The organism is Myxococcus eversor, from assembly GCF_010894455.1.
Classification (GTDB): Bacteria; Myxococcota; Myxococcia; order Myxococcales; family Myxococcaceae; genus Myxococcus; species Myxococcus eversor.
In genome coordinates, this window is the sequence record NZ_JAAIXY010000008.1 from 270,042 (window position 1) to 293,345 (window position 23,304).

The window sequence follows — 23,304 nt, forward strand, 5'->3', positions numbered from 1 at the left end:
ATTGGATTACATAGTCATTGCACACATAGGGAAGCCGTGTCGTCATCCGAGCCCATTATCATCCCCAACTTTCGCTAGTCGTCCGGAAGATGGCGACTGTCCCGGCAAAAGCAACGGATACCCCTGCCGATTGGGGTCCGGCCGTAGCCCCGCCAACTCTCGCCACTCATCGTACGAAAATGCCTCCGGCAAAGCCCCCATGACGCGGAGCTGGTGCTCGCGGTCGGCTGGAACGGGGCTGTCGTAATCGAGAATGGCCCCGTCGTCGCCCAGCAGAGTCATCAGCCGCATCTGATATTCAGTGCGGAGGAACTCCATGCGCGGAAGGGTCGCCTGCTCGGCGAGGTTCTCCCGTGCAGCAAAGGCCGTGGCCTTGTTCGAGCTGGAGATGTCTCCGACGATTTCAGGCGGTACCCGAAACGTCATCCGCACGAAATCCATGAGGAAGCGCCGCAGCTCCACCAGCTGCATGTCCTTGAAGCTCGTGTCGAGGCGCGCAAACGTCACCTTGCCACTGGTGATGAGGAGCTTCCCTGCCTTGTCCGGCCCCTGGTGCTCGCGCGCCAGCGACTCCTTGAATGCCTTCGCGCCCGCGCTGTTCGCGTCGGACAGGCCCTCAATCGAGGCGATGGCCGGCGGCAGCATGTTGTTCCAGAAGGACGTTTTGAGGAACCGCGCCACGTACTCGTCGGTATCCAGCTCGTCCCCCAGCGCGTAGGCCGGGCCGATGCCGCGCCCCAGCGGGTCCTCAGGGTCCAAGCTGCGCAGGTGCAACACGTCGCTGGCCGCAATCTCCCGCGACACCTTGCCCACCGTCACCGTGTACGTGCGTTGCTCGCGAGGTACATCGAGCGCAGGCAACCGCGTGACGGTGCTTGGGGGCACTGGCCAGAAGCCCACCGGCACACCGCCCACGCGCTCCAGCACCAGGAACGCCTCGCCCACCAAATCCAGGTACACCTGTACGAGCTTCGTCACGCTACGTCCGGTAAGATGGTCGTTCGGGTCCGAGAGCAGCTTGAGGACGGGATGGTCCGGAACCTCCTGAGCCTCGCCCGCATCCAGCATCGCCTTCAGTCGCCCGGCCCGGACTTCTCGCGTCGCACTTCGCAGCGCGTAGTCCTTCACGGGCTGCCCGTCCTTCTGAACGCGCCGGTAGACACGCCACTGCACGCCCGCCACCGAGTCGGCCACGACGTCCACACAGGCGCGGAGCCACGGCATTTCCCGGTACGCGGAGAGGAGCTGCGCAGTCCCGCGACGCGGCGGCGCCTGCTGCCAGCGCGACAGCTCCAGCCCTGTCCCCTTGCGCGGCTCGTGGCCCACCGCCGCCTTCATCCGTTCCCAGAAGCCCATCGCCAACCTCACAGACAGAAGAAGGAATCCGCGAACACCAGCTCGTGGACGCCCCACAACAGGGCATCCACCCGGTCATCGCGGCGGCCGTTGATGCCGCTGAACTTGGACAGCTGGGCCTCGAGCTTCGGGAAGGTGCCCACCAGCTCGATGCGCCCCGTCTCCGCCAGCGCGCTCACCGGCTCGGCGCGCTTGGACTTGGCCTCGCGAGCGCGGACGGGCTTCACGTTGACGTGGACGCCCATCTCAGAGGCCACCGTCTGAATCGTCGTCTCGACCATCTCCCCGCCCGAGTTCACCTCGGCCACCAGGGCGTCGCATCCGAAGGCGAGGTACTCGCGAATCGCGGAGGCTGCCCACTCACGCGGCGAGCCCCGGAGGCTGGCATCCTTGAGCACCGAGACGCGCTTGAGTGACGCGCCATCCGTCCCGACAAGCGGACTGTTTCTCACGCCCTGGACGATGATGCCCGTCTCGTCCGAGCCCGTCTCGCTGGTGGGCGCAGGGTCCACGGAGACGATGCGCCTGTCCAACGCCCGCGCGTACTCGTGAGCGTCCGCCTCCACGCGGCCCCATCGCGCCGAGCCGAAGATGGCCCCCGGCACGTCCATCAGCAGCTTGCCGAGGACTTCCTGTTGGCCCCAGCGCGTGTGCATGAGGGCCTTCATGGTGGCCACGGCACTGGGCGCCAGGTTGGCGCGGTTGGCCAACGAGGAACCCGTCCGCAGCACTACGCCAGCCCGAAGCGCCTTCGTCTCCGCATCGGAGAAGAGAAGCTCCTCCAGCTTCTTCAGCGGGCGTGGAGTCCCTGTCAGAAGAAGCTGGGGCGGGTTCGCCGCGGTGCCAATGCGGAGCACCATGGGGAGCTGGTCCAGCGCGGCCATCTCATGCTTCCAGGAGGCGGGCTCGTCCCCCCACGCCCAGCCGCAGTTGGGGCCACGCAGACGGTCCGGCTTATCCGCCGAGTAGCAGATGGCATAGACGCCGTTGGGCCACGTCACGCGCCGCTTACTGGGCTCGTACACCGGCATGAACCACGGGGGCGACAAGGCGAGGATGCCGCTGGAGCCGCGAATCATGGTGTCGCGCACGTCCGCCGCCGTGGGGCCAATGAGCGCGCCAATCGTCTTCGCCTCGCGGGCCTTCTGAATCACCCAGCGCGCGCCCGACCAGGTCTTTCCGAAGCCCCGGCCCGCCATGATGAAGCACGTGGCGAACGAGGCCGGCGGCATCTGCTCGCGGCGCGCCCAGAAGTCCAAGTCATGAACGAGCGTCTCCACCTCCGGATGGGTGAGCCGACCGAAGAGACGCGCGAGTCCCTGGCGGGTGCGTGCCTGCTTCACCAGGAACGCAGCAGGAGACTCATCAGGAGCGAGGTGGTCCACCAGCACCGAGAAACGCGAGCACCGAGAGTCACGAGACATGGCCGTCCCCCTCGTCTGCGTCGGTGGAGCTGGAGGCGCTCGCCTCGGGCTCGGGCGCGTCCGGGAGGAAGCGGCCCAGGCGCTCCATCAGCAGCTCGCGCAGGGCCTTCTCGTCGGCGGCCTTGTCCTCGGGCGCCTGCAATTCGACGTTGTCGCGCCTCCCGTAGAGGTCGGGGAATCGACGCGAGAGAAGCCACTGGACGTGCTTGGGGTTGTGAGACGCGGCGGCCTGGAGCATGTCCGTTGCCCCCGCCATGAACTTCGCTTCCGCCTCGTTCACCGAGAGGAAGAAGTCCCGGTACAGGCCGCGTTGTTCTCCGGCGCCTCGGTGATACCAGCGCGAGAGGGTGTGCTCCTCGACGCCCACGAGGCCGGCAACGGCACGACGGAACAGACCGCGCTCCAGGTGGGCGCAGATGTCAGCCTGCAACTCAGGGGTGAGCTTTGTTGGACGAGCCATTCATCCCCTTCAATGGGGACGCTTTCCGCGACTGGTCCGGAGTTCTCTTCAAACTTTCATTCAGCGGGCCGAACAAAACCCGGTAGCCCGCGCCGTTTTTCTCGAAGTTTTTCGAGCGTGGGGGTCCGCCGAGCAAGACAGGAAAGGGCCCGCCGTCCAAAATCCGGACCCGGGGGGCTCGCTAAGTCCAGCTACAGGTTTCGCATGTGGGACAAGATCTCACCGAGCGACCTGGGCGAGCCGCGCGTTGCACGCCGCGACGTCCGCGCAGAACACCCGCCAGACGTGCAAGAAGGCCCCGCCCTCGCTCGTTTCGGTGACGTCGAGCCGTCCCCGTCCCTTGCGCACCAGGAAGCCACAGAGCGAGCACCGGGCCGCGTACCTGTTGCGACGCAGCTCCGGTTCCCTGTCTGCACACGCGAGGTGACGTGGGCCTGTCGCCAGCTCGTAGGCGATGCGCTCACCCTCCAGGATAGGCGCGCCACACGCCGCGCACGGCCCGCCCTTCCTGGCGACAAGCACCGGCACTAGAGGAGCCTCCCACTCAACCGCGCGCGCAGCTCGTCATGAGCCTGGGCCAACAGCTCGTCGACACGTCGACGGGACATGCCCCACCTCGTAGCCACGGCACGCGTCCCCTCGCGTGGCATGCCGATGCCGTAGATGCGGGAGAGAAGCTCCTCCTGCTGGGGCTCCAGCTCCGCGAGCGCACGTTGCACCAGGACGGACCGCTCATGCGCGATGAGGACGGACACGAGACTGTCCGCCTCGCGTGCGCGTCTCTCGTCATTCTTCCGCGTCGCGGACCTGGAGAGCTCCTGCTCTGGCGCGTCTTTGCTGACGAGGTCCACGGCCTGCTGCCACTTGCCCTTGCCGCGCTGGGCCCGGTCCGGCAGACACACGTCCGCTCGGTGCAACCGGATTTGGTCCATGATGGCTCGGTGGGCACGCCACTTCACCCACGTCGCGAAGCTCTGCTCTCCGCGCTTCGAGCGCTGATACGTATCAACCGCCTTCACGGCCTCCATCGCCGCGACTTGGACGAGGTCCTCCCGCGACAGGGAGCCTCGCGACTTGTCGAAATCGCACGCGAGCTTGCGCAGCTCGGGCATCAGCACGTCCATCAGCTGGCCGGAGTACTCGCGCTCGGACTGAGCGTCCCCTGACGCTCGGCACCCGCGAATCGCGAGGACCAACATGTCGACCAACTCTCGGGACACTCGCGCTCCCCCACGCCCCGACTTCACATCATCCTGCTTCACTGGCCCGCTACCGCACTGCATGACTGCCCCCTGCGACTTGCCTCGTTGTGAAACACTCGCGGAACACAGAACCCGAAGGGGAAGGCATCGCTAAGCAAGGCGCCTGCCAGTTCACCCTGAGAACAATGGCTCGTGCTGTGAGCAACACCGCGGCGAGCGAATGAAACGCCCGCACGAGCGGCATGCCGCACCACGCGACGAGGGGGACTCGCAGGACGCAACGTAGCGCCTGCCTCTGACACAAAGTCTCAACCATGCTGGGAGACGCAAAGCCCATGTCCCTACTTATGGGGACAACTTCCGCGCGTGGTTCGCGTCCGCCTGCGGATTCCTCACCGGCAGAGGTCACCAACAAGGCGTCACTGTCACTAACTCTTCTCTATATAGGGTGTAGAAAAGTTGAGGTATCAGAGGACATGACAAAGACACACCACAGTGATTCTAGAGGATAGATAGAGCGGAGCTGGTGACGGCGACACCTTCACGGTGACACCCCTGTTACCCGAAAGGAGGTGCCGAGGCGCGAAAGTGAGCCCTTGCTGGGCCAGTCGCGGAAAGTGTCCCCATAAGAAAGTGCGTGAGCCTTCGTCCCAACCAGCCCCCCGCCGGAAGTGCCGCCCCTGTCGTCGGAGACACTCGCGTCCGAGTCGCATTCTTCGACGGCGTCCAGGACAACAGACCCCAGTCCCAAGATGTGACATGGGGCGAGTTGATACAGCTGCTCACCACGCATGCTGTGACGGCCTGCGCCCCGTGCGTCGGCCACAGGTGCCCCACGAAGCTGTCTCAACGGGCCTGGGCCCCCGTCGACATCGGCCCGCTCCGTAAGGATGCCGAGGTCCACTCTGTCACGGCAGCTGTCTTCGATTTGGACGGAGTGTCCACGGAGCAGACTGTCCGAGCCTCGGAGAAGCTCGACGGCTACGCGGCGATTGTCCACACCACGCATGGGCACCGTCCTGGCCACACCAGCCTGCGCATCGTCGTCCCACTGACGCGTCCAGTGCTGCCCGCCGAGTGGCCGCGCGTGCGGGAAGAAGCGGAGCGCCTGCTGGAGATGCCGGCGGACCCGAACACGCGGAACCTGTCGCGCATCTACTTCCTGCCCAACCACTCGGGCGAGCACGAGGCCATCACCAACGTCAGCGAGGGCCGCGCGCTCGACGTCGACGCGTTGCTCGCCGCGGTGCGCCCAACACCGGTCGTCCCTGCCACTCCCTCCATCTCCATGCCCTCGGTGGAGTCGGGGCCGGCGGACCTCTACGAGCTGCGCGCCAAGCTGCGCCGCGTCCGCAAGCCCGAGCACAGCGCGCTCATTCGCCGCGTGCTGTCTGGAGAGCCTCTTGCCGAGGTGGGCATGCAGGACAACACGCTCAACACTCTCATGTCGTGCGTGGCTCACGTGCTGCCGCCGGCCACGCCCGAGGAGGCCATCCTGGAGGTGCTCCGGCCCTGCTTCGCGGCAACGGCATGGGGCGAGGGCACCGCGCATCTGTGCGAGGAGGCCATCCTCAAGCTGCGTCGACACCGCGAACGCCGCGTCCAGGGAGATGCCAAGCGCGTCGCGGACAACCAGGCGTTGTGGACGTCACTCCAAGGCAGACCGAAAACCGAGACGCCCGTATCCACCGAGGAGGACGTCTCTGCCGCCACGGAAGAGGACTGGACGCGCGCGCTGCTCTCTTACGAGACGAAGGACGGCAGGCGTCTCAAGAACAACGAGGCCAATCTCTTCACCATCCTGACGCTCTCTCCCGAGTGGCGAGACACCATTCGCTTCAACGAAGTGACGAAACACATGGAGTACGCGGGCGGCCCACTGCCGGATGACTCGCCCATCGATGAGCTGGATGGCCGCATCGCCTGCTGGATTCAGCAAAGCGAGTACGGCCGCCTCGGCATGGACCCGCGCGCCGCCCAGGTCCGCGACGTTCTGAGACAGGTGGCCACTACCAACGCGTATGACCCGCTGCGCGACTACCTTGAGGGCCTCACCTGGGACGGCGTCCCTCGTGCGGACTTCATGTTGGAGCGCTACTTCGGTGCCGAGGGCGACACCGAGCACCTGCGCACCATCAGCGGCAAGTGGCTCATCAGCGCCGTGGCCCGCGCGCTGGAGCCGGGCTGCAAGGTGGACACGGTGCTCATCCTCGAAGGACCCCAGGGCATCCGGAAGTCCACGGCCTTCCGCGTCCTCGCGGGGGAGTGGTTCTGCGATGCACCCATCAACATCCGCGACAAGGACAGCGCCTCCCTCGCGGGCCGCTGCTCACTCATCGAGCTTGCCGAGGTGACGACACTGCGCGCGTCCGAGGCGGAAGACCTCAAAGCCTTCATCTCGCGCAACGAGGACACCTTCCGTCCGCCCTATGGCCGCGTCACGGTGAAGACGCCGCGCCGTTGCGTCTTCGTCGGAACCACGAACTCGTCCGAGTACCTGCGCGCCGATTCGAGCGGCTACCGACGGTGGTGGCCCGTCAAGTGCACCCACATCGACATCGCGGCCCTGAAGCGAGACAGGGGCCAGCTCTGGGCGGAGGCCGTGGTGCGCTTCCGGAAGGGTGAGGAGTGGTGGCTCGAAGAGAAGCAAGCCCAGCGCGCGGAGCAACACGCGCAGGAGCGCAGCGAGTCGGATGGAGGCCCCGACGACACGATTCTCCAGTGGGTGTTGAGCTTGCCGCCCGAGAAGCGCAACGAGGTGACCACCGAGTTGGTGGCCCGCGACGCGCTACTCCTCACGACGCCTGGGCAGATTCCGCGCGGCGTCCGCCTCGACATTGGCCGCGCGTTGCGACGCCTGGGGTTCCAGCGCACCCAGCGGCGGATTGCCGGCATCCAGACGTGGGTCTACCTGCCGCCAGAAACCATCCGCACCGCGCCCCAGCAATTGGGCCACGGCGCGACACGACTCAATCCAGTTTCCCCCGTAGCAACAATCAAGACGGCCAAACCATGAAAGACAAAGACGTGTTCTCCATCAAGTTCACCCAAACCTGCTACCTGGGGTGTGGGGAGACATTCCGAGGCACCTACAACGAGTTCAAGGCGCGTCGGTGGGGCATCACAGGGCGTGGGGAAATCAGATTCCGCAACGTCCTAGGCTTCGTCTGCCCGACATGCACGCGGCTCAACAAAACCGCGTTGGCGTGAACCAGTCGCGGAAAGCGTCCCCATTAGAGAGTGTGTGACGCCCATTCATGACTCCAACCATGCGACCCTCTTCTCCGGGAACTGCCACGAAGTCATGGCGTCGTTTCCCAATGAGTGTGTCGACGCCATCATCACCGACCCTCCCTATCCGGAGATTGACCGCGACTATGGGCGGCTGTCGGAGCCGGAATGGCACGAACTCATGCGCGCTGTCGTCGGACAAGTGCGTCGGGTGCTCAAGCCCTCGGGTTCCGCCGTCTTCATCCTGCAACCCAACAGCGAGCATGTAGGAAGGATGCGGCCGTGGTTGTTCGAGTTCCTGGCCTGGACGTCGCGGGAGTGGAACCTTGTTCAAGACGTCTGGTGGTGGAACGTCAGCGCGCCGCCGACGGGAAGCTGTCAGCGAAAGAACGGGCTCATGCGCCCGTCGGTGAAAGCATGCGTCTGGCTGGGTTCCCCCAAGTGTTATCGCAACCAGGACGCGGTTTTGTGGACTCCCTCCGAGTCCATGGCGGCGCTCAAGCGCGAGAGTCGCGCACTGCGGGTTTCTCCCTCGGGACTGTCCGTCAGGCCAGGCAGGATTGCAGACATTGTCGCGGAGCGAGGTGGCGTCACACCCTACAACCTCCTTCCGATTGCCAACTCGAACAGTGTCACCAGCGGCGGTGCGAAGGGCCACGGCGCAGCAACGCCCGAAGTCCTCTGCGACTGGTGGGTGCGTTACATCACCCGTCCTGGTGACATCGTTCTCGACCCGTTCTTCGGCTCGGGCACGGTGGGGGCCGCCGCGGTGAAAGCAGGTCGGGCCGTCGTTGGCATTGAGCAGCACGCCCCCTACTTGGAGATGGCCCGCCAGACGCTCATCACCGCAGAGGCGCGCCGTGGGGAGTGACTCGCCCGCGCAACTCGAGGGCCCCCGCCGTCGCGCAGTAGACGGGGGCATCCTCAACTTCCTCTCGGTGTCGCAGCTGAAGCAATTCAGCCTGTGTCCGCGTCGCTGGTACTTCGCCAAGGTGCTGCGGCTGCCCGAGCCCGAGACGAAGGCGCAAGCCCTGGGCGTCGAGGGGCATGCGCAGTTGGAGCACTACCTACGCACTGGCGAGGACGTGCTGGGCGACGTCGCGCGGGCTGGGCGCCATCTGCTTCCTGCTCCGGGCGCGGACCTCCTGGTTGAAGAGTCCTTCGGCACGCCCTCGCCCCTGTCGGCGGATGGAGTCCCGTTCATCGGACACATCGACCTCATCAACCCGCGCCGACTCGCGGAAGGCGTGCTGCGCGTCACGGACCACAAGTTCTCGTCCAACGTGGCGCGCTACGGGGCGACGCCCACGCAGTTGGTGGACGCGAGCACCGAGGCCGGATTGCAGATGGTGGGCTACGGCGTCTGGGCGGCCCTCTCCGACGCGCGCTTCCCAGGTGTCCGCGTGCTGGAGCTGGAGCACCTCTACTTCCAGACGCGCGGCGCGAAGCGTGCCGAGAGCGTGCTGGCCAGGGTGAGCGTCGAGCACGTCACGCGCGAGTGGACACAGAAGGTCGTCCCTATGGTGCGCCGCATGCGCGAGGTGGCCCGCGCCACGCGCACCGCCGACGCGCCTCCCAACTTCGGCGCCTGCGAGAAGTACGGCGGGTGCCCCTTCAAAGCGCAGTGCCTTTCAGGAGAACGCACCATGTCCCTGTTGAACCGCTTCATTCCCAAGACCCAGGCCCCCGCCACCGCCGCGCAGCTCCCTCTCACCGTACCCCACCAGGTCATCCCCGAGCCGCTGGGGACATGCGACAGGTGCGGCGAGGCCATGACGCACGAGAACACCAGCAAGCTTCGCTCGGGTGACGTGCTGCATGTGTCCTGCCCTGGTGCCGAGGTGGCCGCCGTGCTGCCCCCGGACGCGCCGCCCGCATCGCCCACCATCGCCACGGACGCCGCGCCGAAGCGCCGTGGACGCAAGCCGAAGGTCCTGGACGTCCCCGTCGCCGCGCCGCGCGTCGAGCACCAGGAGCCCGTCACCAGCCCGCCGGCCGCGCCGAGCACCCAGGGAGAGCGCCTGCGCCTCTTCGTGGACTGCATTCCCAACATGCCTGCGGAGTCGCTGTCCGAGTACGTGGCGAAGGTGGCAGCCCAGGTGAGCGAGGCCGGCGGCGTGGCGGACCTGCGATTCGCGGGAGCCGAAAGCACGCTGGGTTTCGGCCGGTGGAAGGGCGCGCTCTCCATGGCCATCCGCAATGCGCCGCCCGCGCCGGGAGCTTACGCGGCCCTCGGCCTCGCCCACTCGGAGCTGCTGCAACTCGCCGTCGAGGCCCTGGAGCCCTTGTGCGGCCCTGGTGACTTCGTGCGCGGTGCTCGCTGAAGGGAGTGGGGATGCGGCTGCTTGAACGACTGGGCGTCATGTCCACGCCCTCCAGCCCCCCGCCGCCCGAGGAGCGCGCTCCTGTCTATGGGCGCTCTCCCGTAGGCTACTCGGCGGACCTCGGCCGCATCCTCGCCCTGCCTCGGCGGAACCTCGCCACCGCGTACACAGCGGCGGACATCGAGGCGCTGGAAGCCCAGCTACGCGCGACACTCGGCCCGTGTAGCTGCGCGAGCATGTCCCCGCCGCGTCCATGCCCTACGCATCTTCGGCGGGTGCAGGCCCAGGCGCTTCTGGAAGCCGCGCGCGTCGGCGGGCTCCTCGCGCCCATCGGCACGGGCCACGGCAAGGAGCTGACAACCTTCCTCATGCCCATGGTGATGCCGGGCTGCCGCGTGGCCGTCCTCTTCATCCCCGCCAACCTGCTGCCCCAGTTCCAAGTCGAATGGAGCTACTACGGCGCGCACTGGCGGCTTCCCAACCTCGCGGGCGGCAGGTGGTTCCGCGTCGGCCTGCCAGTGCTCCATGTCGTTTCGTACAACAAGCTCTCCAGTCAGGAAGCGACGAACCTCCTGGAGCGCATCCGCCCGGACCTCGTCATTCTCAACGAGGCGCACAACCTCAAGGACCCGAAGTCCACGCGCACGGGCCGCTTCCTTCGCTACTTCGAGGAGCACCCACGGACGCGCCTCGTGGCACTCTCCGGCACATTCGCGTCCAAGAGCATCAAGGACTACGCGCACCTGTCGCGACTGGCGCTCGGTGAGGGTTCTCCCTTGCCACTCGCACACCACGTCGTCGAGGAGTGGGGAACAGCCCTGGACCCGGGCAAGGTGGTGGCCCCTCCTGGCGCGCTGGAGCGGCTGTGCGAGCCGGGAGAGCACGTGCGCGAGGGCTTCCAGCGTCGTCGCAACGCGACGCGCGGCGTGGTGGCCACGGAAGAGAGCGCCCTGGACAAGCCGCTCATCATCCGCCCGCGCTACCCGGGGCCTGTGCCCGCGCAGCTCCTCGCCTTCATCGAGCTGGCGCACGCGGGCGAGCGTCCGGACGGAGAACAGTTCCAGGAGCAGCTCCAGTCCGTGGCCTGCGCGCGACAGCTGTCCGCCGGTTTCTTCCACCGCTGGCGCTACCCGAGGGGCGAGCTGCCAGAGCTGATTGAGAAGTGGTTCGCGCGGCGGAAGGCGTGGAACAAGGAAGTCTGGGAGGAACTCAAGGGCGAGCGTCGCGAGCACCTCGACTCACCGGGACTGCTCACCAAGGCAGCCATCCGCGCGCACATGACGCCGCCCTATGAGGGCGACAAGCCCGTCTGGAACGCGGGGACATGGGCGGAGTGGGCGGAGATTCATGCCGCCGTGCAGCCCGAGCCCCAGGCCGTTTGGGTGTCGGACTTTCTCGTGAGGGACGCGGCAGAGTGGGCCCGCTCGCGTGTGGGAATCGTCTGGGTCGAGTATCCGGAGCTGGGCGAGCGCATCGCCAAGGCGGCGGGTGTGCCGTTCTACGGCGGGGGGAAGGCGGCGTCCGAGTCCATCATCCGTGAGACGGGGAAGCGCTCCGTCGTGGCGAGCATCAAAGCGCACGCCACGGGAAAGAACCTTCAGCAGTTCTTCCGAAACCTCGTGGTGACACCGCCTAGCGACGGCGCCACCTGGGAACAACTGCTCGCGCGCACGCATCGCCCCGGTCAGCAGGCGCCCTGCGTCGAGGTGGACGTGTGCCTGCACACACAGGACTTCGCAGATGCGTTCACCACGGCACGCGAGCGAGCGCGGTTCATCCAGCAGACGGACGGACAGCCGCAAAAACTGCTTCTCTCGTTGACTAGTTGAGTTCAACTAGTGAGACATCCTTTAAGGAAGGTTTCGGACACCATCCGGGGAGGATGCGGTTTCAACCGTTGCCACTCGCGCCCCCTTCCACCAGGGCGCAAGCTCTCCAGTCCCTTCTAGCGAAGCCTTTGCGCCGATCAGGGCCTTCTCCATTCTGCCAAGAAGGGTCTCTCGCTGAGTTATGAAGTCGCGCACATACCAGCGCGTCACAGCGACCACGGTGGTGACAATTACGGCCATGCTAGTAACAACAAGTGCAAACTCTATTTGCGACTGACCAAAGAGTGTGCCCATTGAGTTGGCATAAAACGTAATTCCAAAGAAGGCCAGGACGCACCAGAACTCCCGAGTGAGCAGAGGAGTGCTTTTGGCTATTTCCTTGCGTGCCCGAAGAGCCGCAATTGTGGCCTCGATGATTTTTCCATTCCGGTTGACGCTTGGGTGCTCAAGAACAAAACGCGCCTGTTCCTCCTCAACACATCTCTGAACATCATCAAGCGTGTCGATTCTCAGCCCTGTCCGCAGGCGCCAGGACGTCTTTATTCGCCTGATGCGCCACGCGAGAACGGACAGCGGAGCCATAGACGCAACCACTACCGCAGCCAATCTGGTCCACCAGCCATCAACATGCCCAATGATACTGAGTCCTCCCGTGATAAACAGTATCACCTGCACAACTACCAACTCTCTATCCTCCACTGCCCATTCCTTGGGAGCCTTGCTTCTGAGGTCATCTTCAAGTGCACGAATCACACACCCCTCCTTGTCGACCCAATGCCTAGTGGGCGAATACGTCAAGTCGAGCCTAAGTGCGGTCTGGCCGCCGCAAAAGCGCCTTTCACTTGGCGCCTGGATGGCACTTTTTTGGTGCGGCGAGAATGCGGCACGTGCTGCGAACGATGGCCGCGCCATGACGTGGAGGCCCACCCTTCCTTGCGTGCGCCACGCCCAGAAAGCGTCCCCATAAAGGAAGGAGAGGACGTCCTTTCGACGTCCCGCCACTCGAACGGAAACACGGGACATGAGCAACGCCGCACTTGCACGAATCGCCACCTCCCAGGCTGCCCTCGGCGCGCAGTACCTCAAGGCCGGACGCTACCGCCTGGAGGTGCAGTCCATCCGCACCAAGGACGGCTTCAAGGGCCTGTCCGCCATCGCTGAAGTGAAGGTGGTGACGTCGGAGCGGACCCAGCCCAACACCGAGCCCACGCGGCCCGGCCTCGTCACCAGCTACGTCGAGAACCTCTCCGACGCGAAGAAGAACGGCGGCGGGCGCTTCAAGGCGTTCCTCATGGCCCTGGCTGGTGCCGAGGAGCACGAAGTCTCTCCGGACTTCATCGCCAAGTTCACCGAGGCGAAGCAGGCCGGCGCCTTCCTCCTAGTGGACTGCGACGTCTTCCCCAAGACGCTCCCGGAGAAGGAAGGCAGGCCCGGCAAGGTCATCGAGGGCTACCGCTGGAGCAACGTGAGTCCCACGGACGCGGAGCTGGCCGCCATCGAGGCCAAGCGCGCCGCCGCGAAGCTGCCGCCGCTCGCTGACGCCCTGGGCTGACTTCCCCTTCACCTCTGAACTTCTTGGCGCTATCCCAAGGGCGCCACGGCTGGCCCACGTCACGGGCCTTTTGGTGTTGTGGCTACCCTCTTCAGCTTCGACACCGAGACGTACCCGATTCAACCCGGTCTCCTGGCGCCTCCGCTCGTCTGCGCTTCCATCGCCCTGGAGGCAGCTGGTAGCGAGCAGCTCCTGTCCGCCGCCCAGGCTCGCGCGTGGTTCAGTGAGGCCCTCCGCTCGCCGGAAGTCGAACTGACGGGCGCCAATCTCCCGTACGACCTGGGCGTCATGTGCGCGGATGACCCGCGACTGGTGGACGCCGTCTTCGCCGCCGCCGAAGCAGGCCGCTTCCATGACGTGGCCATCCGCGAGGCCCTTCTGGACATAGCCCGCGGACTCCATGGTGTGGACCCGGAGACGGGCCGCCCGTTGGGGGACGATGAGGGCGCCCGATACCCGCTGGCCCTCCTGGTGCGGCGCCACCTCGGCCTCGACATCAGCGCCGACAAGCACGCCCCCGACGCGTGGCGCCTTCGCTATGGAGAGCTGGACCGCGTGCCGCTGGAGCAGTGGCCCGAAGGCGCCGTGAAGTACCCGCTACGCGACGCGCGCTTCACGCTGGACGTCCACCTGTCCCAAGCGCGCGCCGCGTCCACCGTCGCCAACGGCGGCAACCTCCACGCCGAAGGAGACCAGGTCCGCACCGCCCTCGCTCTCCACTTCGCCTCCATATGGGGGCTTCGCACCGATGCCGGACGCGTCGAGGAGCTGCGCCGCCGCGTCGAGCAAGAGTGGAAAGCCAACCGCGCTCACTTCCAGGCCGCCGGCATCTTCCGCACCAACGGCACCAAGGACTCCAAGCGCCTCGCACAGCTCGTCACCACCGCCTACAACGGCGCTCCTCCCGTCACCCCGCCATCCTCCAGATTCCCCGAGGGACAGGTGGCCACGGACCGGGACACCCTCCTCGACTCGGGCGACACGGTGCTGGAGGAACTGGGCAAGGCCGGCAAGGTGGACAAGTACCGCTCCACCTACCTGGGCAAGCTGGAGGCCGGCACCACTGTCCCCCTCAATCCGCGCTTCAACGTGCTGGTGTCCACGACGCGCGTCTCCAGCGACTACCAGCAGCTTCCCCAGCGCGGGGGCGTGCGCGAATGCCACGAGGCCCGCCCTGGCTTCGTCTTCTGCTCCGTGGACTACGGCGGCCTGGAGCTGCGCACCATGGCCCAGCGTGCCATCTGGGACGTGGGCTACTCGCGCATGGCGGATGCGCTGCTGGCCAAGGAGGATGTCCACACCTCGGCGGCGGCCACCTTCCTGGGGGAGAGATACGACACCCTCCTTCCGCGCGTGAAGGCCAAGGAGGCAACTGCCACGTCCTTCCGCTCCCTCGCCAAGATTTTCAACTTCGGCAAGGGCGGGGGCCTTGGAGCCGGCGGGATGGCGTACCACGCACGCGCCAAGGACGGCGTCCGGTTCTGCCTGCTGGCGAAGGTGGCGGACACGTGCGGCGTGGAGCGTGTCCCCGTGCGCGTCCAGGGCAAGGTGAAGATGGTCTGCGCCGCGTGCGTCGAGGTGTCGCGCCGCTACGGAGACAGGTGGCTCGACGCGTGGCCCGAGCAACGCGTCCTCTTCGGCCGCGCCAGCGCGTACACCCGCAACGGCCAGTTCGTGGACGTCATGATTCCGGGCGCCAACATCCTCCGGGGCAGCTGCGGCTATACCCAGTGGCTCAACACGCCCTTCCAGGGGCTCGGTGCCGTGGGCGCGAAGCTGGCAACCTGGCGCGTGTCCCGGGAGATGTACGCGGACCGCCGCTCCCCTCTTTGGGGCTCGCGCCTCGTCCTCATGGTGCATGACGAGTTGGTGGCGGAGCTGCGCGCGGACTCCCCCAACCGGCTCCACGATGCCGCCGAGCGCATGGCGGAACTCATGCGGCAAGCGATGCGCGAGGTGACGCCGGACCTCGCGGGTGCCATCGAGGCCGAGCCCGCACTCTCGCGCGTGCTCTCGAAGGACGCTGCCACGGTGAGGGACAGCATGGGGCGGCTATCAATATGGACTCAATCCGAGAACAGCAAAGCTACTTAGATGGGGGCGCTATTGCAGGACGAGCAAAACATGCCTCCAGAAACATCCTCCTTGCGGCAAGGCTGGCAGAAAAGCCCAGCTTCGTGCTGTAGATTTCGATACGCCTTTGATTGCCGCCCATTCTCTCTCCCTCTCTCTCTGTTTCAAGCGAAGAAGGCAGGAAGCGTGCGACCCCCAGAAGGCCGTCGAAGGCATAGACGCAGAACTCATGCCCATTTTTATCGGCCCATGCTCCATGCTCGCGTGCAAGAACGCTCGCATTCCTTCCGAGACTCCTCCCAGCCTCCGCACCAAGCTTCATCAGTTGGGCTTTGATAATTTCAAACAGGTTCGCGGCATATTTCTCAACCTCCTCACGCGTAGGGATTTTTCCTTTGTGAATAACTGCATTTCTAAAGTCAACCCTAAGTGACTCGTTTTTTAGGAAGTCTGGCGACTCCCCGAAAAAAGAAACATACACGGCAGAAAACGCTCCAATCTGGCGCTCAGACTGACTCGCCATCAACTTCCAAGTACGCTCTATAGCTGCATCATCAAGCCCCTTCTCGCTCCAGATGGTTCGGACAAAAAACTCAAGAAAGCGCTCAAAGGCCGCCGCGAAATTTGCAACCGCCTCGCGATGATAGCCATCCAAAAAAGCTAGCGCACCAAAGTCAAAAAGCACTTCAAATTTTTCCTTTCGGAGCACGGCTGCATTCTTCGTCCCACATGTGCATTGGAATGAGTACTTCCCGTCATCAACATATGGCTGAGGGTTGCCTGTGTTGCACTTGAGGCATGTGAATGGGAAATCCAAATCCGTTTCTCCTGTTCTGGCTTCATTTATTACAGTATCTGCCTTGAGCATCTTGAGGCAATATCCCTTCGCCCCGTCGTTTGCTCGACCTCGTGCCACAGCAGTGGAGGTGCCCAAAGACTGGCCAAGCGATGCCCTATTTCCAAGTCGCGAAGGGCAGTCATCTCCGTAGGTCGCTTCTGAACCACTTGAGGAAAGCGTCCCCATTAAGGAAGGTGTGAGCACAACACTTCCTTCCCAAAATCCCCCCGAGCACCGAGCCGCGAAGCTCGTTTCTATCGACCCTGGCCTCCGGCATTGCGGTGTCGCTGTGTTCGACGTGCCGGTGCATGAACGCGCGTCACTCCTGGCCGCTGGGCTGCCGAAGATCTCCGAGCGCCAGGACGGAGAGCTGTCACTGGCCTCGTGGGCATCCATGGCCTTCGCGGTCCGTGAGTGGCTCCGACCCCGCGTGGGTGACGAGCCCATCCAGCTCATCATCGAGACGCCTCGCGTCTACGCCGCTGCGCACCAGAAGGGCGACCAGAACGACCTCATCCAACTGGCGGGCGTCGTCGGCATGCTCGGTGGCTTCCTGCCGAACGTCGCCAGTCGTCGCAGCGTGTACCCGCGCGACTGGAAGGGCACCGTCGACGCGGACGCGTTCATCGAGCGCATCAAACAGCGCCTCGACGCCGCCGAGCATCTTCGCGTCGAGCTGCCCATCGCCGCCACCCTCCACCACAACGTCTGGGACGCCGTCGGCATCGGGCTTCATGCCCTCGGTCGCCTCGCACCCCGCCGCGTCTTCCCGAGGTAGCCATGTCCGAGCCCATCTCCAACGGCCCGGAAATGCACCCCGCCTTCCTCACCGTAGACGAGGCCGCCACCTTGCTACGAGTGAACCGAAAGACGCTCTACGAGGCCATTCGGCTCGGACAGGTGCCGGGGGTCGCGCGCATCGGGAAAGCACTCCGCATTCGGCGGGACGCACTGGTAACGTGGCCCACGGGTAACAGCGGTCCTGCGCTCGGAGAGAAGCGATGAGCGTCAGGCTGCGGAAGTGGAAGACGAAAGAGGGCAAGGTGCAAGAGGCGTGGTGGGTAGACGTGAAGTACCAGCACCCCGACGGGCGTGTAGAGCGCATCCGCAAGGCGTCTCCACTAAACACCCGTCGCGGTGCCGAAGAGTACGAGCGTCAGGTCCGTCACGCCCTCCTTACTGGCACCTTCGGAAAGGAGAAAACACAGGAGAAGCGCATCCCCACGTTGGAGGAGTTCACCCCGCGCTTCCTCACCTACAGCGAGAACAACAACAAGCACTCCACTGTCATTAGCAAGCGCCAAGTCTTGGATGATCACATCACCCCATTTTTCGGAGCAATGGCTCTGAATGTCATCGGGCCGGCAGAGATCGAGGACTTCAAGGCGCTGATGCGAAAGAAGCTATCCAGTGCCCATGCACGGAAGGAGAATCCAACGAAGGGCTCCCTTCTTCGGAGGAAGAGCGTCAGTCCCGCGCCGCTATCCCCCAGGACCATCAACAACGTTCTCGCTGCGTTGCGCAAGTTGCTGGCCTTGGCGCAGGAGCAGGGCGTCATCGCGCATGTCCCCCGCGTCAAACGTCTCAAGACGAAGAAGCCCCCTTTCGACTTCCTCAGCTTTGAGGAAGCGGAGCGCCTCATCGCAGCGACCGAGCCCGAATGGAGGCCACTACTTCTCGTCGCCATCAAGACAGGGCTTCGGCAAGGCGAGTTGATCGGGCTCCAGTGGAACGACCTGGACTTGAAGGGGAGCAAGCTGCATGTCCGTCGTGCTATTTGGCGCGGCGTGTCCGGCCCTCCGAAAGGGGGACGCGAACGTGCCGTGGACCTCCCTGCATCGGCGGTCGAAGCCCTCAAGGGGCATCGTCACCTGCGTGGGCCTTACGTGTTCTGCCAGGACGACGGCCAGCCGCTTACGGCCGGGAAGATGAGGAGTCCGCTGATTCGCTCGTTGAAAAGAGCGGGCATCAGTCGGGAGGTGGGCCTCATTGGCTGGCATGACCTGCGCCACACCTACGGCAGCCACCTTGCCATGAGGGGCGTGCCGATGAAGGCCATCCAGGAACTGATGGGGCATGCCGACATGAGCGAGACGGAGCGTTACGCCCACCTCTCACCGGAAACACGGGCGAACGCGGTGCAGCAACTTGACCAGCCGAGTCCCCTTCTCCTTGTCGCTTCGGGTACAGCCACCGAAGGGGCACATAGGGGGCACATGCCACATGATGCGCACTACGAGAGCCTAGCAAGCTCTTGAAATTACTGGTGCTCTAGAAGGGACGACAGCGGACCTCGTATCCGCTGCTGCGCGTGCACGCGAGCTTCAGTGACAATCCCCTGGCGGAGCCGCTCGACGACGTGGACGTGGTGGCGCACTTCGGAGAGGAGCTACCCCGTGGCTCCTGGGTGTCGCAGGTGGTGATGCGGGTGCGCGAGGGGCTCCTGGCCAGCGAGGACTACCTGCGCCAACGCGGCACGCCGGGCTCGGTGGAGGACCTCAAGGGCCATGAGCTGTTCTCCTGGCAGGCTCCGGGCGATGACGCGTCCCTGTGGCCCCAGCTCCGTGGACCTTCGTTCCAGGTGGAGCCCGCGCTCGTGTCGACGGACATCCACTTCATCCGGGTCTGCTGTCTGGCGGGACAGGGCATCGGCCTGATTCCCAGCGTGGCCCTCGCGGACCCGGGCGAAGAGGAGGGCGCGCTGGTGCCGGTGCTCCCCGACGTGGTGGGCCGCGAGCGTCCCCTGCGCCTGAGCGTCCCCGAGGCCCTCAGTGAGATTCCCAAAATCAAGCAGGTGCTCGCACACATCCGAGGCTTCCTCGCGCCCCTGTGAGTCGAGGCGGGCGGGGCGAATCCGGCCACCGGGTGTCCATCTTCGGCCATCCCCGGGCTGAAGCATCCACGCTACGGATGAAGGCGTTCTTCCGCGCCGGAGCCCGCCATGCGAACGCCGCTGCTCTTCACCCTCGCCACCACCACGCTGCTGACGCTGTCCGCTCACGCGAAGGACCCGGCGCTCGGCGCGACGACCTTCACCGTCTACGAGGCCTTCCTCAGCCCCGCGCAGGAGCCCGGCGAGGAGTCCGAGACGCCGAAGCTGCTGGAGAAGAGCCTGGGCGCCACCGCGCCCTCCACGCCTCGCGAGGCGCGCAAGTCCCGGGGCCATGGCGCGCTCAAGTTCACCAAGGACCTGACGCGGGCCTACGTCGAGTTCGAGATGAAGGGCGTCAACCCCGCCGACATCCTCATGTTCCACATCCACTGCGGCCCGCCCGGAGTGCTGGGCCCCGTGGTGGTGGACTTCGGGGAGCTGGGCAACCTGTCGAAGACGCTCTCGGAGGGAAAGCTGTCGGTGGAGCTGACCAACGCCAATGTCGTCTTCATCAAGGACATGAAGGGCATGAAGCCAGGGCTGCCGGAGAGCTGTCCCGCGGAGCTGGGCTTCCTGGCGCAGACGAAGACGCTCGCCAGCCTGGAGTCGCTCGCGCGCAAGGGCGTGCTCTACTTCAACCTCCACACCAAGGCGCATACCTACTACGGCGAGATGCGCGGGCAGCTCTACGCCGCCCAGCCCTGAGGCTCCATGTCGCGGCTCGGGTAGGCTGGGGCGCGTGACGTCCACTCCGCGCTCCTCCCCTGGCTCCTCCTCCGTGCCTCGCACCCGTCTGCTCTCGCTGGGGCTGGCGGTGTTGGTGATACCGCTGGGGCTCGCGTCGCGCAGGAAGTCGCTGCCATGGCCCGCCTTCTTCGCCACCTATGCGGGGGACACGCTGTGGGCGCTGCTCGTGTTCCTGCTCCTGCGCTTCCTCGCCCCACGCCGCTCCACGCTCGCGGTGGCCGCCGTCGCGCTCGCATTCTCCTTCGGCATCGAGTTCAGCCAGGACCTTCACGCGCCCTGGCTGGATGCCGCGCGCCGCACGCTGCCGGGCCGACTCGTGCTGGGCGCGGGGTTTCTCTGGAGTGACCTCGTCTGCTACTCCGTCGGCGTGCTCCTGGGCGTGGGGCTCGACGTGGCGCTGCTGACGCGGCGACGTCCGGAAATATCCGCACCCGCCAACGATATGGCCTGACTTCCACCACGTTGGTGAGGGGCCGGGGCCAACACCGCTGGATGGAGCATCATGACGAATGTCGTGAGAGGTGCGCTCGTTGCCTCGTTGTGCCTGGGTATCGGCAGTGGTTGTTCCCGAGAAGTCGCCGAAGTGGTGGAAGTGCCCGTCAACCTGGGACCCTCGCAGGTACTCGAGGACCATGGAGACTGGGCCCCGGAGCCCCTGGCCGCCTGTTCCCTGCTGCCCAGTGACGGCGCCGCCGCCGAGTGCGGTACCCCGGAGTCCTTTGACGTGTCGGCGTGTGAGCTCGGCTCGCTGACGGGCCTGGATGCCAATGGCCACTTCACCGTGCATGTTCTTGAAAAGCACCTCAGCGAGCTCCCCAACAACCATCTCACCGGCGCGCTGAACTTCGTGTCGGGGGGACAGGTGCTCTCCGGCGGCGTCCCCCTGCGCGAGGCCCGCGTGGAGGGGAGCACGTTCTTCATCACCCACTACGGCACGCTCCCGGATGGACGCACGTTCCGCTCATCCTTCATGGGGTGCAAGGCACCGAGCCCCAGCCGGGTGACGGGGTGCTACGTGTCGTGTGTGGCGGGGAAGCCCCTCTACGAGGCCACCTTCGAGGCGGAGAAGGTCCAGCGGCGCGCGGGAGAGGAGGAGGCCTCGGGGCTCACCCTCGTGGGAGAGGGCGTGGTGCCCCAGGGCATCGTCGCGGATGTCTTCGTCGCCAAGGGGCATGCGTATGTCGTCTCGTTGGAGCATGCGGTCGCGGGGCCTGGCGGCCTGTACGTCTTCGACTTGAGTGACCGCACCGCGCCCCGGCTCGTGAGCACCATCACCTATCCGGGCGACAGCTATTGGAATGGCGTGTGGGCCAAGGGCGATGCGCTCTATGTCGCGAGCGCGGCCCGGGGACTGCTCGTCTTCGACATCTCCGAGCCGGCCAACCCGAAGCTCCTGCGCTCGCTGCCCGATGGCCGCTCCATCAACGCGCACACCGTCCACGGCGACAACAACCGGCTCTATGTCATGTCCGCCTCGCCCACGCCGGAGACGCTCATCTTCGACGTGAAGAACGAGCGCGAGCCGGTGCTGCTCGGCCGCTACGCGGACCCGAGCGTGAATCCCCTGGTCGCCTCCTTCCCGCATGACGCCACGTCGTGGGGGCCGCGCCTCTTCCTCAATCACTGGGCCGCGGGGTTGCTGGTGCTCGACGTGAGCGACCCGACGAACGTGGTGAAGAAGGGCGAGTATGTCTATCCACGCGCCACCAGCCACACCAACCGCTGGCACTACGTGAACAACCGGCTCATCGTCTTCGAGGGCGGCGAGGACTGGGGGGCACATGTCCGCGCCCTCGACATGACGGATCTGGAGAACCCCGTGCTCATCGGCGAGTACCGCCTGTCTCCGGGCGTCTCCATCCACAACATGGAGCTGAAGGGCAACCTGCTCTATCTCGCCCACTATCAGCACGGGGTGCGCGTGGTGGACGTGTCCCGTCCCTCACAGATGCGCGAGGTCGCCCACTTCAACACCTGGCGGGGCACGGACCGGGCTCGCGGCACCTTGTTCCATGACGGCGCCATCGGCATGCGCGTCCCGGACGACGGCCATGTCTATGTCATCGACACCTCGCGCGGCCTGCTCATCTTCGAGGAGCTGTAGCCGGTAGGCGGAAGTCCTTCACCGGAGGCGGGCGGGCGCTCGCCTCCGGTGTTGAACGAATGGGCCGGGCGCCGGTACGAGGCCCGTCCGGACGCGTAGCCCTTTCCAGGCCATCTGCCATACGCTGCGGAGCAGGGTGCCGGTGGTCGAACATGGATTCCTCGGGGGGATTGCCGCGGGCCGATGTCCCGGACGCCATCCTTCCGCAGGAAACGGAAAGATGGCCTCGATGCTTCGCAATGGGTGTTGGTCGTTGGTGTTGTTCGTGCTCGTCGGCTGCGGTTCGCAGCACCACGGTGCGAAGGTGCACGAGCGCCGCGCCGCCATCCGCGCCTCGCACGCGGAGAAGTACGGCTCGGGCGACGGCTTCCAGTCCACGTCCTGGGGCATGACGCGCGACCAGGTCCGGGCGATGTACCCGGGGACGGAGGAGACCTCCCACGGGGACCTGGTCCTCACCACGAAGCTCGCGGAACACCCGGCCCAGGTGTTCTTCCTCTTCGCGGGTGGGCGCCTGGGCTCCGTCTTCGTGCGCTTCGCGACGCCGGCGAACGTCCGCGTCGACCACCAGGAGGTGGTGGCGCTGCTGACCGCCAAGTACGGCCGCGCTTCGAAGCGGGGCACGTCACGGCGCGTGCACAAGTACCGCGAGTCGCTCGACCTCGCATGGTTGCTCAACCAGAGCGCGCCTCTCGCGCCCACGAACTTCCCCGCCGCCACGGACTCTCGGGACGAGGAGTCCATGAGCGCCTCCGCGTCGACGGAGTCGGGAGCCCAGGTCGCCGAAGGTGCTCCGCCCGAGGGTGCTGTCACGCAGTCCGGTGGTGCCCAGGTCGCGGGGGCTCCGCCCGACGGTGCGCCCAATGAGTTCCCCGCACCCGCGCGGTCCGAAGCCCAGGTGTCCGAAGGACAGCCTCCGCTGGTCGAGGCGCGCCCGGATGGAGACTCGCTGGACGAGGACGGCTCGCGGGACACGGCGGTGGCCTCGGCGCCCGACGCGAGTGTCTCCGAATCGGAGGAGGAGGCCCCTCTGTTCGGCCCCATCTCCGAGCCCGAGGTGAACATCGCCCGTCGCGGCCTCGTGGTCGTCGCCAACTGGAAGGCGCCGGGGACGACCGTCCGCCTCGTGGGCTACCAGTTCCCCCGGGAGCGACTGCTCACGCTCCACTACGAGAGCCCCGAGTACGCGTGGGAGATTCGCGACGGGCTGACGAGCCTCCTGAGGCAGCAGCGCCGCGCCCAGGCCCGGGACTTCTAGCTGTCCCCCGAGTGCCCCTCGCTTGGACGGGAGG

Annotated in this window: 20 protein-coding genes and 1 pseudogene; 14 read left to right on the top strand and 7 right to left on the bottom strand. The window is 65.8% G+C overall.

The features are described from left to right. Positions 1 to 42 precede the first annotated feature (42 nt). The 5 genes from G4D83_RS18510 to G4D83_RS18530 all read right to left on the bottom strand — a co-directional run bounded on the left by G4D83_RS18510 (position 43) and on the right by G4D83_RS18530 (position 4,439). Positions 43 to 1,356 carry a phage portal protein gene (locus tag G4D83_RS18510; RefSeq protein ID WP_163866095.1) on the bottom strand — a complete coding sequence of 438 codons (1,314 nt, stop codon included), beginning with the start codon at positions 1,354 to 1,356 and terminating at the stop codon, positions 43 to 45. 8 nt (positions 1,357 to 1,364) lie between these two features. Continuing rightward, a complete protein-coding gene (locus G4D83_RS18515; protein ID WP_163866096.1) occupies positions 1,365 to 2,780 on the bottom strand; it encodes a terminase large subunit domain-containing protein in 1,416 nt (471 codons plus the stop codon). Continuing rightward, positions 2,770 to 3,240: a hypothetical protein gene (locus tag G4D83_RS18520; protein ID WP_240356404.1), complete on the bottom strand. Its 471-nt coding sequence runs from the start codon at positions 3,238 to 3,240 to the stop codon at positions 2,770 to 2,772. The genes G4D83_RS18515 and G4D83_RS18520 overlap by 11 nt, the downstream gene beginning before the upstream one ends. A 219-nt stretch (positions 3,241 to 3,459) precedes the next feature. Next, the gene (locus G4D83_RS18525; RefSeq protein WP_163866097.1) at positions 3,460 to 3,762 is read right to left on the bottom strand and encodes a hypothetical protein; all 303 of its coding nucleotides are present in this window, start codon (positions 3,760 to 3,762) and stop codon (positions 3,460 to 3,462) included. A 5-nt stretch (positions 3,763 to 3,767) separates the two neighbouring features. Then, positions 3,768 to 4,439, bottom strand: coding sequence for a sigma-70 family RNA polymerase sigma factor (locus G4D83_RS18530; protein WP_163866098.1), 672 nt, complete (start codon positions 4,437 to 4,439; stop codon positions 3,768 to 3,770). Between the two features lie 940 nt (positions 4,440 to 5,379). Here G4D83_RS18530 and G4D83_RS18535 point away from each other — a divergent pair. From G4D83_RS18535 to G4D83_RS18550, 4 genes are all read left to right on the top strand, one after another. Then, positions 5,380 to 7,458: a virulence-associated E family protein gene (locus G4D83_RS18535; protein WP_240356405.1), complete on the top strand. Its 2,079-nt coding sequence runs from the start codon at positions 5,380 to 5,382 to the stop codon at positions 7,456 to 7,458. Positions 7,459 to 7,746: 288 nt separating this feature from the next. Next, positions 7,747 to 8,544 carry a DNA-methyltransferase gene (locus tag G4D83_RS18540; protein ID WP_163866100.1) on the top strand — a complete coding sequence of 266 codons (798 nt, stop codon included), beginning with the start codon at positions 7,747 to 7,749 and terminating at the stop codon, positions 8,542 to 8,544. Beyond that, a complete protein-coding gene (locus G4D83_RS18545) occupies positions 8,534 to 9,997 on the top strand; it encodes a PD-(D/E)XK nuclease family protein (protein ID WP_163866101.1) in 1,464 nt (487 codons plus the stop codon). The genes G4D83_RS18540 and G4D83_RS18545 overlap by 11 nt, the downstream gene beginning before the upstream one ends. An 11-nt stretch (positions 9,998 to 10,008) precedes the next feature. After that, positions 10,009 to 11,826, top strand: coding sequence for a DEAD/DEAH box helicase family protein (locus G4D83_RS18550; protein WP_163866102.1), 1,818 nt, complete (start codon positions 10,009 to 10,011; stop codon positions 11,824 to 11,826). A gap of 21 nt (positions 11,827 to 11,847) precedes the next feature. Here G4D83_RS18550 and G4D83_RS18555 read toward each other — a convergent pair whose 3' ends face one another. Then, the gene (locus G4D83_RS18555; RefSeq protein ID WP_163866103.1) at positions 11,848 to 12,579 is read right to left on the bottom strand and encodes a hypothetical protein; all 732 of its coding nucleotides are present in this window, start codon (positions 12,577 to 12,579) and stop codon (positions 11,848 to 11,850) included. Between the two features lie 268 nt (positions 12,580 to 12,847). On the opposite strand from G4D83_RS18555, the gene G4D83_RS18560 reads away from it, so the two are divergent. Beyond that, positions 12,848 to 13,378, top strand: coding sequence for a hypothetical protein (locus G4D83_RS18560; RefSeq protein WP_163866104.1), 531 nt, complete (start codon positions 12,848 to 12,850; stop codon positions 13,376 to 13,378). A 78-nt stretch (positions 13,379 to 13,456) separates the two neighbouring features. Then, positions 13,457 to 15,472 carry a DNA polymerase gene (locus G4D83_RS18565; protein WP_163866105.1) on the top strand — a complete coding sequence of 672 codons (2,016 nt, stop codon included), beginning with the start codon at positions 13,457 to 13,459 and terminating at the stop codon, positions 15,470 to 15,472. Here G4D83_RS18565 and G4D83_RS18570 read toward each other — a convergent pair. Then, a complete protein-coding gene (locus G4D83_RS18570; RefSeq protein WP_163866106.1) occupies positions 15,465 to 16,319 on the bottom strand; it encodes a hypothetical protein in 855 nt (284 codons plus the stop codon). The genes G4D83_RS18565 and G4D83_RS18570 overlap by 8 nt on opposite strands. 268 nt (positions 16,320 to 16,587) lie before the next feature. Between G4D83_RS18570 and G4D83_RS18575 the strand changes: the two genes are divergently transcribed. The 8 genes and pseudogenes from G4D83_RS18575 (at position 16,588) to G4D83_RS18610 (ending at position 23,270) form a co-directional block, all read left to right on the top strand. Beyond that, complete coding sequence (locus tag G4D83_RS18575) at positions 16,588 to 17,067, top strand: hypothetical protein (RefSeq protein ID WP_240356406.1); 480 nt, start codon at positions 16,588 to 16,590, stop codon at positions 17,065 to 17,067. Positions 17,068 to 17,099: 32 nt separating this feature from the next. Continuing rightward, positions 17,100 to 17,294 (top strand): helix-turn-helix domain-containing protein, encoded by a 195-nt coding sequence (locus G4D83_RS18580; RefSeq protein WP_338041930.1) that lies wholly within the window; start codon positions 17,100 to 17,102, stop codon positions 17,292 to 17,294. Beyond that, positions 17,291 to 18,547 carry a tyrosine-type recombinase/integrase gene (locus G4D83_RS18585; RefSeq protein WP_163866109.1) on the top strand — a complete coding sequence of 419 codons (1,257 nt, stop codon included), beginning with the start codon at positions 17,291 to 17,293 and terminating at the stop codon, positions 18,545 to 18,547. The genes G4D83_RS18580 and G4D83_RS18585 overlap by 4 nt, the downstream gene beginning before the upstream one ends. 41 nt (positions 18,548 to 18,588) lie before the next feature. Then, positions 18,589 to 19,122: pseudogene (locus tag G4D83_RS18590) on the top strand (LysR substrate-binding domain-containing protein); the annotation flags it as partial. A gap of 108 nt (positions 19,123 to 19,230) precedes the next feature. After that, positions 19,231 to 19,866: a CHRD domain-containing protein gene (locus G4D83_RS18595; RefSeq protein WP_163866111.1), complete on the top strand. Its 636-nt coding sequence runs from the start codon at positions 19,231 to 19,233 to the stop codon at positions 19,864 to 19,866. 73 nt (positions 19,867 to 19,939) lie between these two features. After that, on the top strand, positions 19,940 to 20,359 hold the full coding sequence (locus G4D83_RS18600) for a ribosomal maturation YjgA family protein (RefSeq protein WP_163866112.1): 420 nt from the start codon (positions 19,940 to 19,942) through the stop codon (positions 20,357 to 20,359). A 51-nt stretch (positions 20,360 to 20,410) separates the two neighbouring features. Further along, entirely contained in the window at positions 20,411 to 22,012 is a 1,602-nt protein-coding gene (locus tag G4D83_RS18605; RefSeq protein ID WP_163866113.1) for an LVIVD repeat-containing protein, read from the top strand. A gap of 220 nt (positions 22,013 to 22,232) precedes the next feature. Beyond that, positions 22,233 to 23,270: a hypothetical protein gene (locus G4D83_RS18610; RefSeq protein WP_163866114.1), complete on the top strand. Its 1,038-nt coding sequence runs from the start codon at positions 22,233 to 22,235 to the stop codon at positions 23,268 to 23,270. Positions 23,271 to 23,304: the final 34 nt, after the last annotated feature.

Excerpts from the sequence above, each read along its gene's own strand:
- G4D83_RS18510 (WP_163866095.1), bottom strand. The coding sequence starts at position 1,356 with ATGGGCTTCTGGGAACGGATGAAGGCGGCGGTGGGCCACGAGCCGCGC.
- G4D83_RS18515 (WP_163866096.1), bottom strand. The coding sequence starts at position 2,780 with ATGTCTCGTGACTCTCGGTGCTCGCGTTTCTCGGTGCTGGTGGACCAC.
- G4D83_RS18520 (WP_240356404.1), bottom strand. The coding sequence starts at position 3,240 with ATGGCTCGTCCAACAAAGCTCACCCCTGAGTTGCAGGCTGACATCTGC.
- G4D83_RS18530 (WP_163866098.1), bottom strand. The coding sequence starts at position 4,439 with ATGTTGGTCCTCGCGATTCGCGGGTGCCGAGCGTCAGGGGACGCTCAG.
- G4D83_RS18540 (WP_163866100.1), top strand. The coding sequence starts at position 7,747 with ATGGCGTCGTTTCCCAATGAGTGTGTCGACGCCATCATCACCGACCCT.
- G4D83_RS18550 (WP_163866102.1), top strand. The coding sequence starts at position 10,009 with ATGCGGCTGCTTGAACGACTGGGCGTCATGTCCACGCCCTCCAGCCCC.
- G4D83_RS18560 (WP_163866104.1), top strand. The coding sequence starts at position 12,848 with ATGAGCAACGCCGCACTTGCACGAATCGCCACCTCCCAGGCTGCCCTC.
- G4D83_RS18570 (WP_163866106.1), bottom strand. The coding sequence starts at position 16,319 with ATGCTCAAGGCAGATACTGTAATAAATGAAGCCAGAACAGGAGAAACG.
- G4D83_RS18580 (WP_338041930.1), top strand. The coding sequence starts at position 17,100 with ATGCACCCCGCCTTCCTCACCGTAGACGAGGCCGCCACCTTGCTACGA.
- G4D83_RS18585 (WP_163866109.1), top strand. The coding sequence starts at position 17,291 with ATGAGCGTCAGGCTGCGGAAGTGGAAGACGAAAGAGGGCAAGGTGCAA.
- G4D83_RS18595 (WP_163866111.1), top strand. The coding sequence starts at position 19,231 with ATGCGAACGCCGCTGCTCTTCACCCTCGCCACCACCACGCTGCTGACG.
- G4D83_RS18605 (WP_163866113.1), top strand. The coding sequence starts at position 20,411 with ATGACGAATGTCGTGAGAGGTGCGCTCGTTGCCTCGTTGTGCCTGGGT.
- G4D83_RS18610 (WP_163866114.1), top strand. The coding sequence starts at position 22,233 with ATGGCCTCGATGCTTCGCAATGGGTGTTGGTCGTTGGTGTTGTTCGTG.